Annotated in this window: 14 protein-coding genes; 4 read left to right on the top strand and 10 right to left on the bottom strand. The window is 72.3% G+C overall.

From position 1 onward, the window contains the following. Nucleotides 1-18: 18 nt before the first annotated feature. Nucleotides 19-1,146, bottom strand: coding sequence for a protein phosphatase 2C domain-containing protein (locus ACWC97_RS09380; protein WP_450648393.1), 1,128 nt, complete (start codon nucleotides 1,144-1,146; stop codon nucleotides 19-21). A 127-nt stretch (nucleotides 1,147-1,273) separates the two neighbouring features. Continuing rightward, the gene (locus tag ACWC97_RS09385; protein WP_450648395.1) at nucleotides 1,274-5,059 is read right to left on the bottom strand and encodes a S8 family peptidase; all 3,786 of its coding nucleotides are present in this window, start codon (nucleotides 5,057-5,059) and stop codon (nucleotides 1,274-1,276) included. A 209-nt stretch (nucleotides 5,060-5,268) separates the two neighbouring features. Between ACWC97_RS09385 and ACWC97_RS09390 the strand changes: the two genes are divergently transcribed. Both ACWC97_RS09390 and ACWC97_RS09395 read left to right on the top strand, forming a co-directional pair. Then, nucleotides 5,269-6,261, top strand: a complete 993-nt coding sequence (locus tag ACWC97_RS09390; RefSeq protein WP_352273258.1) for a helix-turn-helix domain-containing protein — start codon at nucleotides 5,269-5,271, stop codon at nucleotides 6,259-6,261. A 36-nt stretch (nucleotides 6,262-6,297) separates the two neighbouring features. Continuing rightward, nucleotides 6,298-6,780, top strand: coding sequence for a DUF456 domain-containing protein (locus ACWC97_RS09395; RefSeq protein WP_352272943.1), 483 nt, complete (start codon nucleotides 6,298-6,300; stop codon nucleotides 6,778-6,780). On the opposite strand, the gene ACWC97_RS09400 is transcribed toward ACWC97_RS09395, so the two are convergent. Together ACWC97_RS09400 and rsgA are read right to left on the bottom strand one after the other, a co-directional pair. After that, entirely contained in the window at nucleotides 6,705-8,141 is a 1,437-nt protein-coding gene (locus tag ACWC97_RS09400) for a DNA-3-methyladenine glycosylase 2 family protein (protein ID WP_352272944.1), read from the bottom strand. The genes ACWC97_RS09395 and ACWC97_RS09400 overlap by 76 nt on opposite strands. 93 nt (nucleotides 8,142-8,234) lie before the next feature. Then, nucleotides 8,235-9,416 carry a ribosome small subunit-dependent GTPase A gene (rsgA, locus tag ACWC97_RS09405; protein WP_450648397.1) on the bottom strand — a complete coding sequence of 394 codons (1,182 nt, stop codon included), beginning with the start codon at nucleotides 9,414-9,416 and terminating at the stop codon, nucleotides 8,235-8,237. Nucleotides 9,417-9,780: 364 nt separating this feature from the next. Here rsgA and ACWC97_RS09410 point away from each other — a divergent pair, with 364 nt between their 5' ends. Next, a complete protein-coding gene (locus ACWC97_RS09410; protein ID WP_352272946.1) occupies nucleotides 9,781-10,281 on the top strand; it encodes a DUF5949 family protein in 501 nt (166 codons plus the stop codon). Between the two features lie 159 nt (nucleotides 10,282-10,440). On the opposite strand, the gene ACWC97_RS09415 is transcribed toward ACWC97_RS09410, so the two are convergent. The 6 genes from ACWC97_RS09415 to ACWC97_RS09440 form a co-directional block, all read right to left on the bottom strand. After that, nucleotides 10,441-10,851 (bottom strand): rodlin, encoded by a 411-nt coding sequence (locus ACWC97_RS09415; protein ID WP_450648400.1) that lies wholly within the window; start codon nucleotides 10,849-10,851, stop codon nucleotides 10,441-10,443. 119 nt (nucleotides 10,852-10,970) lie between these two features. Then, complete coding sequence (locus tag ACWC97_RS09420; protein WP_352272948.1) at nucleotides 10,971-11,165, bottom strand: hypothetical protein; 195 nt, start codon at nucleotides 11,163-11,165, stop codon at nucleotides 10,971-10,973. 267 nt (nucleotides 11,166-11,432) lie between these two features. After that, entirely contained in the window at nucleotides 11,433-11,843 is a 411-nt protein-coding gene (locus ACWC97_RS09425; protein ID WP_352272949.1) for a rodlin, read from the bottom strand. 188 nt (nucleotides 11,844-12,031) lie between these two features. Continuing rightward, nucleotides 12,032-12,322 carry a hypothetical protein gene (locus tag ACWC97_RS09430; protein ID WP_352272950.1) on the bottom strand — a complete coding sequence of 97 codons (291 nt, stop codon included), beginning with the start codon at nucleotides 12,320-12,322 and terminating at the stop codon, nucleotides 12,032-12,034. Between the two features lie 261 nt (nucleotides 12,323-12,583). Next, nucleotides 12,584-12,817: a chaplin gene (locus ACWC97_RS09435; RefSeq protein ID WP_352272951.1), complete on the bottom strand. Its 234-nt coding sequence runs from the start codon at nucleotides 12,815-12,817 to the stop codon at nucleotides 12,584-12,586. A gap of 297 nt (nucleotides 12,818-13,114) precedes the next feature. Continuing rightward, nucleotides 13,115-13,516 (bottom strand): rodlin, encoded by a 402-nt coding sequence (locus ACWC97_RS09440; RefSeq protein WP_352272952.1) that lies wholly within the window; start codon nucleotides 13,514-13,516, stop codon nucleotides 13,115-13,117. Between the two features lie 419 nt (nucleotides 13,517-13,935). Here ACWC97_RS09440 and ACWC97_RS09445 point away from each other — a divergent pair, with 419 nt between their 5' ends. Then, nucleotides 13,936-14,754, top strand: a complete 819-nt coding sequence (locus tag ACWC97_RS09445) for a chaplin (RefSeq protein ID WP_450648402.1) — start codon at nucleotides 13,936-13,938, stop codon at nucleotides 14,752-14,754. Nucleotides 14,755-14,772: the final 18 nt, after the last annotated feature.

The raw sequence follows: 14,772 nt of genomic DNA on the forward strand, positions 1-14,772 counted from the left end.
AACCCATGGCGCGCGCGGTTACGCCTCCCAGACGCCCGCCCCCGTACGGTCGTCGGAGTACCCCTGCACCCGGAGCCCGGTGTCGGTGAGGAAGGCCGCGAGGCCGGGCGGGGCCGGGGCCTCCCAGCGGGCGGCGAGCTCCTTCGCCAGGGCGGGTTCGCCGCGCAGCGGTGCGGCCAGCCCGGGGCTGCAGAGCAGCAGGACGTCGCCCGACCGGGCCACCGAGCCCCGGAACCGGAACGGCTCGGCGGGCGGCTCCGCGCCGGGCGCGCCCCCGGGCGGGGTCTCCCCGGACGGCGGGGTCCGCGGGTCGAGGTCCTGCCAGACACCGTCGCGCAGCCGGAGCAGTCCGCCCGCTCCGACGCCGAAGAAGACCCGGGTGCGGCAGTCGGGGTCGGCCGGCAGCAGCAGGCAGCGCAGGCTCGCGGTGTACCGCTCCGGTTCCTCGCCCAGCTCGGCGGCGCGGGCGCGCAGCCTTCCGTAGGTGCGGTCGGTGAGGCGGTTCAGCCCGGACTTGAGGTCCTGGCGGCGGCCGGCCCTTATGTCGTCGGAGAGCCGGGCGTGGCTGCGGGCGACGGCCGTGCCGATCCAGCGGCAGGCGTCGGCCGCCGCCCGGTGCGCCGCCCCGGTGGACCGGGCCCCGGTGGCGACGGCGACCAGGACCAGCGCCTCCTCGTCGTCGCCGAAGCGGGCGGTGAGCAGCGCGTCCCGGCGGGGTTCGCCCCGGGACCGGGCGGCGTCCCCGCGCACGGAGGCGGCGCGCAGGGTGTACGTGCCGTAGCGGGCGCCGTCGAGAGCGGTGTCGGGGACGAGCTCGTCCAGCTGCTCCGGACCGGTGGCGGGCAGCGCGGTGGGCTCGGCGTCGTAGCGGGACGGGCGGTCGCCCAACTGGCCGAACCCCCGGTGGGGCGGGGGTTCGGCGCGGGTCGGCGCCGCGGGTTTTGCCGGCCGGGGCGGCTCCGGTGGGGTGACGGCGTCCCGGTCCGGCGGGACGGGCCCGTCCGGGCCCACCGCGCCGGACGCCGAGTCGAAGCGGTCGTCGAGGGTGTCGGCCGTGTCGCCCGGGCCGGTGTCCCGGGCCTTCTCGTCGTACAGCCTGCGCCACCACGCGTCCTCGGCGGCGGGGCTCTCCCCCTGCTGGCTCATGCCCTTATTGTCGGCAGCCGGGGCACCGGGAAAACGGCGCATCCGCAAAGACGGCCGGGAACAGGGGTCCGCCGGACGTCCCCACCCCCCACGGGAAGGACGCCCGGCGGACCCGGTCGGGGTGTCGTCAGCGCACGGCGTACGCGTCGGTCACGGTCTGGACGACGGAGTTGCCGTTGGCGTCCGTCAGCTCGGTCCGCAGGGTGACCGGCTTGCCCGCCGCGCCCGCGTGGTCCACGGTCGCGGTCCACCGGCCGTCACGCCGCGCGGTGGTGGCCGCGGTCCAGGTCTCCCCGCCGTCGTAGGAGTACGCGACCTTGGCCGCGGTCAGCTTTCCGGGGGTGTAGCCCGCGTGGCCGGAGACGCTCAGACCGATCGTCTGGCCGTCCTTGGCCGGAAGGGTCTTGAGCCCGTCGGTGTCCAGGTCGTAGCCCGGGAAGAGCAGCGGGACGCCCTGGGAGTAGGCGTTCTCGTCGCGCTTCGAGCGGAACTTCCAGGTGGTCTCGGTGCTGGTGGACCGCTTCCACACGGCCGCCGGCTGGCCGAACCGGGTCGTCCTCAGGGTGAGTTCGTACGCGGCGTCCTCGGCCGGGACGGTGAACACCCCGGACGGCCAGCCGGTCTCGTCGATGAGCTCGCCGTTGCTGCGCAGGCTCATGCTGCCGATGTCGCCGAAGGAGCCCTGGAGACCGGCGTGCTCGCTGTCGCTCCAGAAGCCGGGGGCGACGCCGATCAGGTTGTCCTGGCGCTCGGCGGCGAGTGCCGGCTTCCCGGCGTCGTCGCGCGGGGCGGCCGGGACGGGGATGCCCCGGTACCAGTTCTCCGAGCGCGTCGATCCCGCCTTGTAGCTGCGCGACTGGTCGGTCATCATCTCGCCCCAGGGGAAGCTGGAGGAGAGGTACCGGACCCAGCCGGTGTCGCCCGCCGAGTAGAACTCGGTGCGCCTGGTGGGAGCGGCGACGACGTCGTTGGCGGCGGAGAACACCGCGCCGTACGGCCGGTTGATGAGCATCATGTCGATGTAGTCGGCGGCGACCCCCATCGCCTCGTAGTTCGCGTTCACCTTGCCGAGCTTGGCGTCCCGGACCGTGTAGGTGCGGTCCGAGGTGATCGGGCCGGTCTCGGGGAACGCGAGGTTGTAGACGTACGGGCTGACCGCGGTGGCCTTCCAGTCCAGCGTGACCGGGCCCTTGGCCAGGGCGGCCGTCAGCACCGCGGCCTCACCGGACTCGACGCCCAGGACGGGCACGCCCGGCTGGCCGAAACCGACGGACGGCTTCCAGGGGCCGGGGGCGGCGCGGTGGGCGAGGACGGCCTTGGCGCCCGCGGCCTTGGCGTCGCGCGCCTGATTGGCCATCAGGTCGTCGTCGCCCGCGTCCACCAGGACGATCTTCCCTTCGGCGCCCGCGGCCTTCAGCTCGGCCGGGGTGCCGGTTCCGGCGTCGACGAGTCCGGCGCGGCCGGTGCCGTCGAGGTTGACGGAGCCGGTGCTCGCCACCGTCGGGTGCAGGGCGGCGCCGCCGACGACGGAGAGCTTCTCGATCTGCGGGACGTAGGCGCGCCAGAAGCTGGCGAACTCGAAGTCGCCGTCGCTCGCCCGGCCCTGGACGTCCGCCAGGTAGTTCCGTACGTCGGAGCCGGCGGTGAGGGAGCCCGTGTGCAGCCAGGCGCCGTCCCAGGTGCGGCCGAAGGCGAGCGTGGTGGAGTGGCTCTCGGTGGCGCGGTCGGCGGTCCTCACCTGGACGCGGTGGGCCTTGCGGGCGTCCAGGACGAGGGTGGTGTCCTTGGTCAGGTTCAGCTGCGGCCGGGCCAGGTAGGCGATCGACTCGTCGAGACGGCCGGTGGAGTCCGCCGGGTCCGGGGAGATGACGAAGCTGGACACGAAGTACGCGCCGGGGCGCAGCCGGTATATCTGGTCGGCGGCGCCGTCGTTGAAGCGGCGCTCACCGCTGGCGGTGTCGGTGCCGATGACGTCCAGCGAGGAGGAGCCGGCGGCGGGCTCGCCCGCGCGGTCGACGAGCTTGACCCGCAGGGTGACGGTCTCGGCGCCCACGTAAAGCGAGAACGGGGTGGAAACCTTGGCGCCGCCGGGACCGGTGGCGAGGACGCGTCCCGTGACGTCGCCGTACTGGGCGGCCGTCAGCTTCGCGGTCGGGTCGATGGCCAGCGGGACCTTGACGGTGGCCCCGGCCGGGACGGTGACGCTCTTGGAGCCGAGCTTGGCGACGGCGGAGCGGACGGTGGAGCCGTCGTTGCCGGTGACGCCCTGGACCTTCAGCGACAGCTTGACCGGCTTGGTACCGGAGTTGGTGTACGGGACGTCGACGGTGGTGCGGTCGCTGCGGTCCTGCGGCCACGCGTAGGTGCCGCCCTGTAGGGCGGGGGCACCTACGACCGTGGTGTCGATGGCGGCCTTGACGTCGAGGCGTCCGCCACCGGTCTCGCGGACGTCGCCGGGGATGTCGCTCTTCGCGGACGAGACGAGCGCCGCCTTGATCTGCTGGGCGGTCCAGTCGGGGTGGCGCTGCTTCACGATGGCGGCGGCGCCCGCTACGTGCGGGGTGGCCATCGACGTGCCGGACATCGACCGGTACGCGTAGACGCCCCGGCCTCCGGCGGAGGCGGCCGAGATGGCGACGCCGGGGGCGGCGATCTCGGGCTTGAGGGTGTGCGTGTCGACGGCGGGGCCGCGGCTGGAGAACTGGGCGGTGGTGTCGTCGCGGTCGACGGCGCCGACGGTGAGCACGCCGGGGGCGCAGCCGGGCGAGGAGACGGTGTTCAGCGTCGGGCCGGCGTTGCCGGCGGCGACCACGAACAGGGTGTCCTCGCTCTGCGCCAGCTTCTCGGCGGCGAGGCTCATCGGGTCGGTGCAGTCGGTCGGTTCCGGGGAGCCGAGGCTCATCGAGACGACGTCGGCCTTCTGGTCGACGGCCCACTGCATGCCGGCGATGATCCAGGACTCGGCGCCGGAGCCGCTGTCGTTGAGGACCTTCCCGGCGAGCAGGTCGGCGCCGGGGGCGACGCCCTTCTTCCTGCCGCCGCTGGCCGCGCCGGAGCCGCCGACGGTGGAGATGGTGTGGGTGCCGTGGCCCTGCCGGTCGTCGGTGCTGTCGGAGTCGGTGAAGTTCTCCGAGGCGGTGACCCGGCCCTTGAGGTCGGGGTGTTCGGCGTCGACGCCGGTGTCGAGGACGGCGACCTTGGTGCCCTTGCCGTCGAATCCGGCGGCCCAGGCGAGGTCGGCGCCGACCTGCTTGGTCGACTTGTCGAGACTGGCCCGGACCTTGCGGTCGAGCCAGAGCTTCTTCAGCCCCGAGGAGGCGAGGCCGCGGGCGGCGGTGCCCGTTCCGGCACCGGTGACGTCCGACCAGAAGTCGGCGGCCTTCGCCTTGTCGGCCTTGAGGGCGACCCCGTCGATGACGTCCAGGACCGGACCGCGCTTGGCGCCGCGCGGGGTGGCGGCCCGTGCGGTGCGGGCCGTGCCCTTGCCGTAGACCGCGATCAGCGGCAGCGCCTTGGTGTGCGCGTCGTCGTAGCCCTGCCGGACGAGGCCGGTGACGTTGAAGAGTTCCTCGTCGACCGTGCCGTCGGCCAGCGCGGCGGTGGCCGACTCGGGGTAGACGTACAGGTCCTTGCCCGACTGCCGGGTCTGGAGCAGGGGTACGGTCCCGTCCTCGCGCGGCAGCGCGGTGACCGAGGAGGCCCCCGAACCGTCCGTGCGCACCAGGACCTTGTCGCCGGTGACCAGGGTCACGGTGACCGGTTCGGCCTTCTTCGCCTGCGCGGCGGAGCTGCCGGTCAGTGGTCTCTTGCCTGTCGTACCGTCCTGCGGCGCTGCCGCTGACGGGGCGATCGCGGTGACGGCCAGGACGGCGGCGGTGGCCGCTCCCAGCGCCGTGCGCGATATCGGACGCATCGCTCTCCCCAATTGATTACGGAACCAACCAGCTCAAACCGCCGCCTAACGACGGTTGTTGGTACTGCGGTGGCGCCACATTGGCAGAGCGACGGACGTTAAAGGGATGATGTACACGGCGGGTTTACGCCGTGGCCGTTTTCCGCCACGACCGGGTGCCCGGCCACGGCGACACGGTGCGGAACAAGCTCGTCCGGGAGGGTCTGGGGATGCTGGGAGCCATAGGTCTCGACGAGATACAGGAGTCGGCGTACCGCGCGCTCGTGGCGGTGGGCGCCGCGGAGGTCTCCGATCTCGCACACCGGCTGGTGCTTCCCGAGCCGGACACCGAACGCGCTCTGCGCAGGCTGGAGCAGCACGGGCTGGCCGCCCAGTCCTCCGCGCGGCCGGGCCGCTGGGTGGCCGCGCCGCCGGGGGTGGCGCTCGGCGCCCTGCTGACCCAGCAGCGCCACCAGCTGGAGCAGGCCGAGCTGGCGGCGGCGCTCCTCGCCGAGGAGTACCGGGCGGAGGCCGCCGGGCCCGCCGTCCACGACCTGGTCGAGGTGGTCACGGGCGGGAGCGCCGTCTCGCACCGCTTCCACCAGTTGCAGCTGGGTGCGACGAGCGAGGTCTGCGCCCTGGTCACCGGGAAACCGATCGCGGTCACCGGCATGGAGAACGAGGCCGAGGAGCAGGCCGCCACCCGCGGGGTCTCCTACCGGGTGGTGGTCGAGCGGGAGCTGCTCTCGCTGCCGTACGGGATCATGGAGCTGTCGGCGGCGCTGAGCCGGAACGAGCAGTGCCGGGTGATCGACCGGGTGCCGACCAAGCTGGTCGTCGCCGACCGCACCCTCGCCATGGTGCCGCTGACCGGGCGCGGCGCCGAGCCCGCCGCCCTGGTGGTCCACTCCTCCGGGCTGCTGGAGTCGCTGATGGGTCTCTTCGAGGCGGTGTGGCGCGAGGCGATGCCGCTCCGGATGAGCGAGAGCGGCATCCCGGCGGAGGAGGACACCGGCCCGGACGCGACGGATCTGGAGATCCTGTCGCTGCTGCTGGCCGGGCTGACCGACGCGAGCGTGGCCAAGCAGCTGGAGCTGGGACTGCGGACGGTGCAGCGCCGGGTGAAGGGCCTGATGGAGCTGACGGGCGTCTCGACCCGGCTCCAGCTCGGCTGGCACGCCTACGAACGGGGCTGGGTGGCCCGTACCCCCAGGGAACGCTGACGGGCGGGACCGGCCGGACTCCGGCAGTCTGGTCAGATGGGTGTGTGGCAACTCGTCGCCGTCGGCCTGGTCATGTTCCTGGGCCTGCTCGGCGTGCTGGTTCCGGGGGTACCGGGACAGGCGATCGTCTGGGCCGCCGTGCTGTGGTGGGCGCTGACCGACACGTCGCCGCTCGCCTGGGGCGTGCTCATCGGCGCGACGGCGGTGCTGCTGCTGGACCAGGCGCTGAAGCCGCTGCTGCCGCCGCGCCGCCCGCGTGAGACGGGAGCGCCGCGCAGGACGCCGTTGCTGGGCGGCATCGCCGCGATCCTGGGCTTCTTCGTGGTGCCGGTGGTGGGCGCGGTCATCGGCTACGTGGGGGCCATCTACGGTGCGGAGCGGCTGCGGCTGGGCAGCCGGGGCGCGGGCTGGGCGTCGGTGCGCTCGGTGATGCGGGCCACCGGCTACTCGGTGCTGGTCGAGCTCTTCGCGTGCCTGCTGGTGGCGGGCGGCTGGCTGGGCGCGGTGATCTGGGGCTGAGCGTCACGGCGCAGCAGCTCCAGGTGGCGTGCCCCGTACGAACGCCAGGGCCGCCAGCACTCCGCCCCGGGCCACCGCTCCGGGTCGACGTCCGGGTCGCCGAGCGCCCGCATCCGGACGAGGGCCGCCCTCGCCGGGCCGAACCCGGGCAGCCGCAACAGCGCCCGTTCGGCCTCCTCCCGGTCGGCCCCGGCATCGAGCCGCACCTCCCCCTCGGCGAGGGCGGCGGCCAGCGCCCGCAGCTCCGGTGCCTCGGGGGCACCGGCCAGCGCGCCCGGCTCCGGAAACACATGCGTCAGCCCGCCGCAGGGCACGTCCAGGACCTTCCCGTACGCCTCCACCAGCCGCCCGGCCGCCGCCTCGCCCACCAGCGTCCGTACCGCGAACTCCTCCGGGTCCGCGGTGCCCGGCGAGCGCAGCCCGGGGCGGGCGGCCACCCCCGGGGCGAGCAGCGGATCGGCCGCCAGCCGCTCGTCGACGGCGTACGGGTCGGCGTCCAGGTCGAAGAGGCGCCGCAGCCGCTGGACGGCGGTCGTCAGGTCCCGCAGGTCCGTGAGGTGGATCCGGGCGTCCAGCCAGGGCCCGGCGGACCGCTCGTCGACGGCCACGATGCCCGAGCCGTACGGCAGCCGCAGGGTGCGCCGGTAGGTGCGGTGGCCGGGCTCCCCGGCCATCTCCTCGACCCGGTCCACCATCGCCCCGGCCAGCAGGTCGAAGACCTCCCGGGCCGCGTACGGCCCCCGGTGGGCGAGCCGCAGCGGGATCCCGGTGGTCCGCGCCTCCCGGACCGCCGCGCCCAGCCCCGTGGCGGCCTCGGCCCGCAGCGCGCTCGGGGTGCGGGCGTAGATCTGCCGGACCGTGTCGTTGAACTGGCGCACACTGGCGAAGCCGGACGCGAAGGCGATCTCGGTCACCGGCAGCCCGGTCGTCTGGAGCAGGACCCGGGCGGTGTGGGCCCGCTGGGCGCGGGCGAGCGCCACCGGGCCCGCCCCCAGCTCCGCGTTGAGCTGCCGCTGCACCTGCCGCGCGCTGTAGCCGAGCCGCCGGGCCAGACCGGGCACGCCCTCCCGGTCGACCACCCCGTCGCCGATCATCCGCACCGCCCGGCCCACCACGTCGGCCCGGACGTTCCAGTCGGCCGAGCCGGGCACGGCGTCCGGGCGGCAGCGGCGGCAGGCCCGGAAGCCGTGCCCCTGCGCGGCGGCCGCGGTCGGGAAGAAGCGGACGTTCTTCCGTCGGGGCGTGACGGCGGGGCAGCTCGGCCGGCAGTAGATGCCGGTCGTCTCGACGGCGAAGAAGAACGCGCCGTCGAACCGCGCGTCGCGGCTGCTCACCGCCTCGTACCTGGTCCGTTCATCCATCACCCGATCCAGTGTGCGGCACCTCGCGGCACCGCACCGGCGGGTTTCGGACACGGACCCCGGCCGCCCCGGGGTCCGTGTCCGAAGGCGGGGCTACCGCATCCGGCCGCGCTTCGCCTCCATGGCGGCCCGGCCCTCGGCGCCCTGGCGCTTCCAGGTGCGCAACATCTCCGAGCGCAGCCGTGCGTCGGTCTTGGCCGCGATGCGCCGGTTCTCCCGCATCAGCTTGCGGAAGCTGTCGAGGCGCCGCTCGTGCAGCGAACCGTCCGCGATCGCGGCGAGCACCGCGCAGCCGGGCTCGGTCTCATGGGCGCAGTCGTGGAACCGGCACTCCCCGGCCAGCTCCTCGATCTCGGAGAAGACCTGGCCGACCCCCGCCTCCGCGTCCCAGAGCCCGACCCCGCGCAGCCCGGGGGTGTCGATGAGCACCCCGCCGGAGGGCAGGAGGAGCAGGTTGCGGGTGGTGGTGGTGTGCCGCCCCTTGCCGTCGACGTCGCGCGCGGCCCGCACGTCCATCACGTCCTGGCCGAGCAACGTGTTGGCCAGCGTCGACTTGCCCGCCCCGGAAGCGCCGAGCAGCACGCTCGTACCGCCCGAGACGATGGCGGAGAAGACGTCGATGCCCTCCCCGGTGGCGGAGCTGACGGCCAGCACCTGCACACCGGGCGCGACGCCCTCGATGTCCTGGACGAGGTACGACAGCGTCGCCGCGTCCGGCACCAGGTCGGACTTGGTCAGCACCACGATCGGCTCGGCGGCGCCGTCCCCGGCCGAGCCGTCGTCCCGCAGCAGCGCGTCACCGCTGGAGCTGGACATGGCGAGCGCCAGGAACCGCTCCACCCGCCCGAGGTCGAATTCGACGGCGAGCGAGAGGCAGATGACGACGTGGTCCACATTGGTGGCGAGCACCTGGCCCTCGGAGCGCTGCGAGGACGTCGAGCGGACGAAGGCGGTGCGCCGGGGCAGCAGCGTCCGCACGAACTGCGGGTCACCGTCGGGGTCGACGGCGACCCAGTCGCCCGTGCAGACGATCCGCATCGGGTCGCGCGGGACGACGAAGGCCGTGTCGGCACGGAGCGTGCCGTGCGGGGTGACCACATCGCACTGGCCGCGGTCCACCCGCACCACCCGGCCGGGCAGCAGCCCCTGTGCGGCGTGCGGGGCGAAGGCGTCCGCCCACGCGTCGTCCCAGCCGTAGGGAGCCAGCGGGTGAGCGGCGGACGGGTCCTGCGAGGAGAGAAGAGAAGAAGAGAACGAAGAGAACGGGAGAGACAAGGGAGACCCTTCAAAGGGTGGCCCCGGCAACGCGCACACGGGCGCGCAGAGTTACGGAGTAGGTCAGCCGGCGACCACAGGGGTGGGCATGATGCTCTTCGGATTGCGGGCAGCACCCGTCACAGCGACAGTCATCACGATCCTCACCTCCTGGTTCACGCACGGGACCGACGGCGGCGGTGGATCCCCGCCGTCCGGAACGTGGCAAACCATAGCCCGCGCCTCTCCACGGGCTCAACCCCTTTACCGCGCGGCCCGAAACGGAGCCGACCGACGCCACATCCGCCGGAGGTATCCACTTATCTCCCTCGATCAGGTGATAGGCGTACGCATCACCCTGTTCATGGCGGTTAGGGTGCCGGACATGACCACACCCCAGACCTCCACCGGCACCTTCTCCCCGGCCCAGTTGGGCACGATCACCCTGATCGGATGGAGCGGCGAACACCCCGCCGACGGCGCCGATGTCGCCTTCCTGCTCGTCTACTCGCTGGGCGACGGATCGGACGGCCCGGCCGGGACGGAGGCCGCCGTCCGTGTGTCGCTGGAGCGCGCCGGACTGCCGGTGGGCGCCTCCCCGGTCTACGCCGCGGAGCAGCCGGGCCTTCCGGTGAAGCTGCTCGTCCAGGCCGGACAGGCGGTGCTGACGCTCCCGCACTTCACCGCGCAGTACCCCGCACCGCCGGAGTGGCTGGCCGCGGCCGGTGCCCGGGGCGAGGTGAACGTCATGTTCGCCACCCGCCCGTGGCCACAGGGGGCGCCGGGCCGGCCGGTGAGCGAGGAGCAGCTGCGGGCCTTCGCGGCCGACCCCGAGGTCATCACGACCGCCGCCCACTGCGTGCTCCCGATCCGCAGCCTCGGCTGACCCGCCCGGTACGAGGATGCCCACCGCACCACGGGGTGCGGTGGGCATCCTCGTACCCGGAATCCCTGGGTCGACGGCCCCGGATCCGGCTGTTCCCTCCGTGTGCGACGGTGCGGGCGGCCGCGGGGAGAACCCTTGACCGCCCGCACCTGTGGCACGTCAGTTGTTGGCGACGCCGTTGCCCGAGAGCACCGGGATGTCGTCCACGAGGTGCGACAGCGGCTCGTCGCCCTTGGCCTGGGTGGAGTTCTCGGCGCACTGCTGGTTCTGCGGCGAGGACAGGACGTTGATGTCCTGGACCGCGACCGGCACCAGCAGGCCGACGAGCGAGCCGGCGTTCGCCTTCACCGGCAGGCCGACGCAGAGCTTGTTCAGGCTGCCCTGTACGAGCTGGGCCTGCGGGCTGCCGTCACCGTGGGTCGCGGCGTTGCCGAACGCGTCGACGGCACCGTTGCCGGTGACCGACGTGGTGCCACCGTCGTTGCCGATCGCCATGGCCGCGGGGGCCGCGACGGCGGACAGGCCGACCAGGGACACGGCCACCGCTGCGCCGGTCATCATCTTCTTCATCACGCTTCACCTTTCGGAGCGTCCCGTTGTGGAACGTACTGATCAACCCGCTACGGATGAGTCGGTTCCGCAGCACCACCCAAAAGTGTTCGATCCGGCATGAGTTCGATCACCGGCTCTCAGTCGTCGACCGCCTCACCGGAGGCCCGGGCCGCGGGAATCCGGGCGCGGGGTCTGCCGGGGTCCGCCGGGGGCGCCGGATCCGGACCGCCGTGGGCCGCCCGCCATTCGGCGAGCAGCCGGTCGTAGATGGGTGTGCCGTCCTGCGCGTGCCCCTGCCGACCGCGGGGGTGCTGACTGTCGTTCTGGTCCATGACCGGGCCCTACCCGGTGCGGCGGCCGGTGTCCGCCCGTACTACGGCAACCGGCCCAGTCCGCCCGCCCGTTCGTGGGCCCTCCCGCCCCGGACACACCGATGGGGCCGACGCGCCCGCCCGGCCGGGAGCGGCCGTGCGGGGATGCGCCGACCCCAGGGTGGGTCGGGTACTGCGGTACTGCGAACGGACAGGCGGGGAGCTGCCCGGACACACTCCCGGCCGGATCAGGACGTGACCGGCGAGGAGCGCGGGGCGGTACGGCCTTTAGTTGTTGGCGACGCCGTTGCCGGAGAGGACCGGGATGTCGTCCAGGATGTGCGACAGCGGCTCGTCGCCCTTGGCCTGGGTGGAGTTCTCGGTGCACTGCTGGTTCTGCGGCGAGGACAGGATGTTGAGGTCCTGGACCGAGATCGGGACCAGGCCGAGCACCGAGCCGATGTTGGCCTTGGCCGGCAGCGCGATGCAGGGCTTGTTGAGCGAGCCCTGGATGAGCGCGATCTGCGGGCTCATGTTGCCGTAGGTGGCGGAGTTGCCGTACGACTGCACGGCCTCGTTGCCGCTGAGCGAGGTGGTACCACCGTCGTTGCCGACGGCCATGGCCTGCGGGGCGATCGCGGCGGAGACGCCGACGAGCGAGGCAGCGACGGCTGCCGAGGCCATAATCTTCTTGATCATGAAATAGCCCTTCTGGAATTTCTCTGTTGCCCGCCTGTCCGGAGCGACCTGATCAACTCTCGGCAACGGGGATGGTTGTGCCGATTCACTCGAACGGTGCCGCCCTTTCCGGCCGTACGCCGGATGCGGGACACCGGAGGAAGCCGAGGGGCGGGAGACCGGCGGAAACGCGGTCGAGGCCCTCGGGCTCAGCCGCCGATCGGCAGGCCGCCGAGGAGGGGGGCCGCGCTCTTGGCCGCACCGGTGGCCTGCTCGGCCAGCTTGGTGACGGTGCCGTTCTTCTTCACCGCGTCCGCGGTCCGGCCGACCGTGTCCACCACCGGGTTCACGGCCTGCGGGGCGCTCTCCACCACCTGGTTGATGCCCCCGTTGAGGCTGAGGTTGGGGGCCGTGGTGTTGGTGACGGCGAGGGCGGGAGCAGCCGTGCCGAGAGCAACCACGGAACCGGCAACGAACGCAGCAGTCTTCGCGTACTTCATTTCTCGGGTTCCTTTCTGCAGCGGCATCCGATTCGGTCGCGCACCGCGCCGCACGAGCCTTCCGTGGCCGTGCCTTCCGCCGCTTTCGCCCTGGGTAACGAGGCGGTCGCGGCCCGGCAACTGGACACGGTCGGGTTTTCCGCGGGTCCATCCGTTCGAAGGGCCACAGCGGGGAGAGGGAAAGGGGAAGGCCCCGTACCGCGTCGGAACGCGGTACGGGGCCTTCTTCGGCCGAGGACGTTCGACCGGTGCGACCAGGGGTCAGGCGTTGACGCAGGTGTTGCCGAAGGCGGGGTTCAGCACACCGATCACGTCGATGGTGTTCCCGCACAGGTTGATCGGAAGGTGGATCGGCACCTGGATGACGTTGCCCGAGATGACACCCGGGGAGGCGGCGGCGCCGCCCTCGGCACCGGCGTCGGCGAACGCGGGCGCGGCCGTGCCCATCGCCATCAGGGTTCCGGCGGCGATGGCGGCAACCTTGGTGTACTTCACTGTGTTCCCTTTCTTCGACGGAGTCCGAAACGGCCACGTCTTTCGTGCCGCACGAGCGCGGTACTCATCACTCGTAACTCCGCCGCTGTCATTCGTAACGATTTAGGACCGTAGGCGAAACTCGTAGAGCTGAAGATCCTCAGAAGATCGCCCGGATGACGCAATATCGATCACCCGATGGGTCCGGAAAGCATTCCGGCCGAAGCGCCTTATCGGTGCGCGACAGCAACAGGCCCGGACCGCGCGGAGGAGGAACCGGCGGCTCGGGCCTGTCGTTACGGCTGGATCAGGTGCGGATCAGCTGTTGCCGGCACCGTTGCCGGACAGGATCGGGATTCCGTCCAGGATGTGCGACAGGGGCTCGTCGCCCTTGGCCTGGGTGGAGTTCTCGGTGCACTGCTGGTTCTGCGGCGAGGACAGAACGTTGACGTCCTGGACCGCGATCGGGATCAGACCGATGAGCGAACCGGCGTTGACCTTGGCGGGCAGGCCGATGCAGGGCTTGTTCAGGCTGCCCTGGACGAGGCTGAACTGCGGGCTGCCGTCGCCCTGGGTCTCCTGGTTGCCGAAGACCTGCGAGGCTCCGTTGCCGGTGACCGAAGTCGTACCGCCGTCGTCGCCGATGGCCATGGCCTGCGTCGCGCCCAGACCGAGGATGGAGGCGGCAACGGCACCCGTCGCCAGAACCTTCTTGATCACGTTTAACCCTTCTCGTACTGGATGCCCCGTACCGGGGCTCCCTGCACAACTCGGTACCAGGAGTTTGGTTCTTTCGATTCACCCGAATGTCAGCATCGCGCGCACAACAGTACGAAAAACACTCCAGCCGTTCATCGCTACTCCATTCGCGTGATCACAAAATTTCCACGGCTCTGCGAGTTTCCTGAACAAATCCTCCTCGTTATCCATGTACACACTGTGTAGCTCGGGCGCGCGACCGGCAGAAGCAGGGCTCATTCCACGAAGAACAGGCCCTCATGGTCTCCGCGTTTCCCGAAACCGCTGCTTTCCGAGTAGCGCACGGCACCGCCGAGCGTCCCCTCGGCGGCATCTGTACCGGTCTGATGAACGAACTGCGAGCTCCGGCTCGCCACGGAATGTCCTAGGAAGGGCAATCGATGCGCAAAGCCTTGAGTAAAAGCGTGCTCGTCACGGCGGCAGCGTCAGGACTGCTGGCCATGACCGGCGGGTACGCGTTCGCGGACGCCTCCGCCGACGGTGCGGCCGTCGGTTCGCCCGGCGTCGGCTCGGGCAACACCGTGCAGGTGCCGGTGCACGTGCCGGTGAACGTGTGTGGCAACACGGTCGACGTGGTCGGCCTCCTGAACCCCGCGTTCGGCAACAAGTGCGCGAACGTGGGCGGTCAGGGCGGCGGCGGGGGCCAGGGCGCCAGCGCGGAGGGTGCCGCGGTCGGCTCCCCCGGCGTGCTCTCCGGCAACGTGGTGCAGGTCCCGGTGGACGTACCGGTCAACGCCTGCGGCAACAGCGTGAACGTGGTCGGCGCGCTGAACCCGGCGGGCGGGAACCAGTGTGCCAACGTGTCCGGCGGGGGCGAGCTCCCGCCGCCGGTGGTCCACCCGCCGCACCACCCGCCGGTGGAGCCCCCGCACCACCCGCCGGTCAAGCCCCCGCACCACCACACGCCGCCGAAGCCGCACAAGCCCGACTGCCCGCCGGAGCACCACAAGCCGCCGGTCCACCACAAGCCGCCGACCCCCGAGCACCCCAAGCCGCCGAAGCCGCACAAGCCCGACTGCCCGCCGGAGCACCAGAAGCCGCCGGTCCACCATGAGCCCCAGACCCCCGAGCACCCCAAGCCGCCCGAGCTGGCGCACACCGGTGCCGACGGCAACCTGGGCATCGCCGGTGGCGCCGCCGCCGCGATGGTCCTCGGCGGAGGGCTGATGGTCCGCCGCGCCCGTACCGCGAAGGACTGACCGAACGGGTCGGCCGAT

Source organism: Streptomyces sp. NPDC001108 (assembly GCF_053598535.1).

Bases quoted from the DNA above. Each gene is read 5' to 3' on its own strand.
- ACWC97_RS09380 (WP_450648393.1), bottom strand. From the start codon at position 1,146: ATGAGCCAGCAGGGGGAGAGCCCCGCCGCCGAGGACGCGTGGTGGCGC.
- ACWC97_RS09385 (WP_450648395.1), bottom strand. From the start codon at position 5,059: ATGCGTCCGATATCGCGCACGGCGCTGGGAGCGGCCACCGCCGCCGTC.
- ACWC97_RS09390 (WP_352273258.1), top strand. From the start codon at position 5,269: ATGCTGGGAGCCATAGGTCTCGACGAGATACAGGAGTCGGCGTACCGC.
- ACWC97_RS09395 (WP_352272943.1), top strand. From the start codon at position 6,298: ATGGGTGTGTGGCAACTCGTCGCCGTCGGCCTGGTCATGTTCCTGGGC.
- ACWC97_RS09400 (WP_352272944.1), bottom strand. From the start codon at position 8,141: ATGGATGAACGGACCAGGTACGAGGCGGTGAGCAGCCGCGACGCGCGG.
- ACWC97_RS09410 (WP_352272946.1), top strand. From the start codon at position 9,781: ATGACCACACCCCAGACCTCCACCGGCACCTTCTCCCCGGCCCAGTTG.
- ACWC97_RS09415 (WP_450648400.1), bottom strand. From the start codon at position 10,851: ATGAAGAAGATGATGACCGGCGCAGCGGTGGCCGTGTCCCTGGTCGGC.
- ACWC97_RS09420 (WP_352272948.1), bottom strand. From the start codon at position 11,165: ATGGACCAGAACGACAGTCAGCACCCCCGCGGTCGGCAGGGGCACGCG.
- ACWC97_RS09425 (WP_352272949.1), bottom strand. From the start codon at position 11,843: ATGATCAAGAAGATTATGGCCTCGGCAGCCGTCGCTGCCTCGCTCGTC.
- ACWC97_RS09430 (WP_352272950.1), bottom strand. From the start codon at position 12,322: ATGAAGTACGCGAAGACTGCTGCGTTCGTTGCCGGTTCCGTGGTTGCT.
- ACWC97_RS09445 (WP_450648402.1), top strand. From the start codon at position 13,936: ATGCGCAAAGCCTTGAGTAAAAGCGTGCTCGTCACGGCGGCAGCGTCA.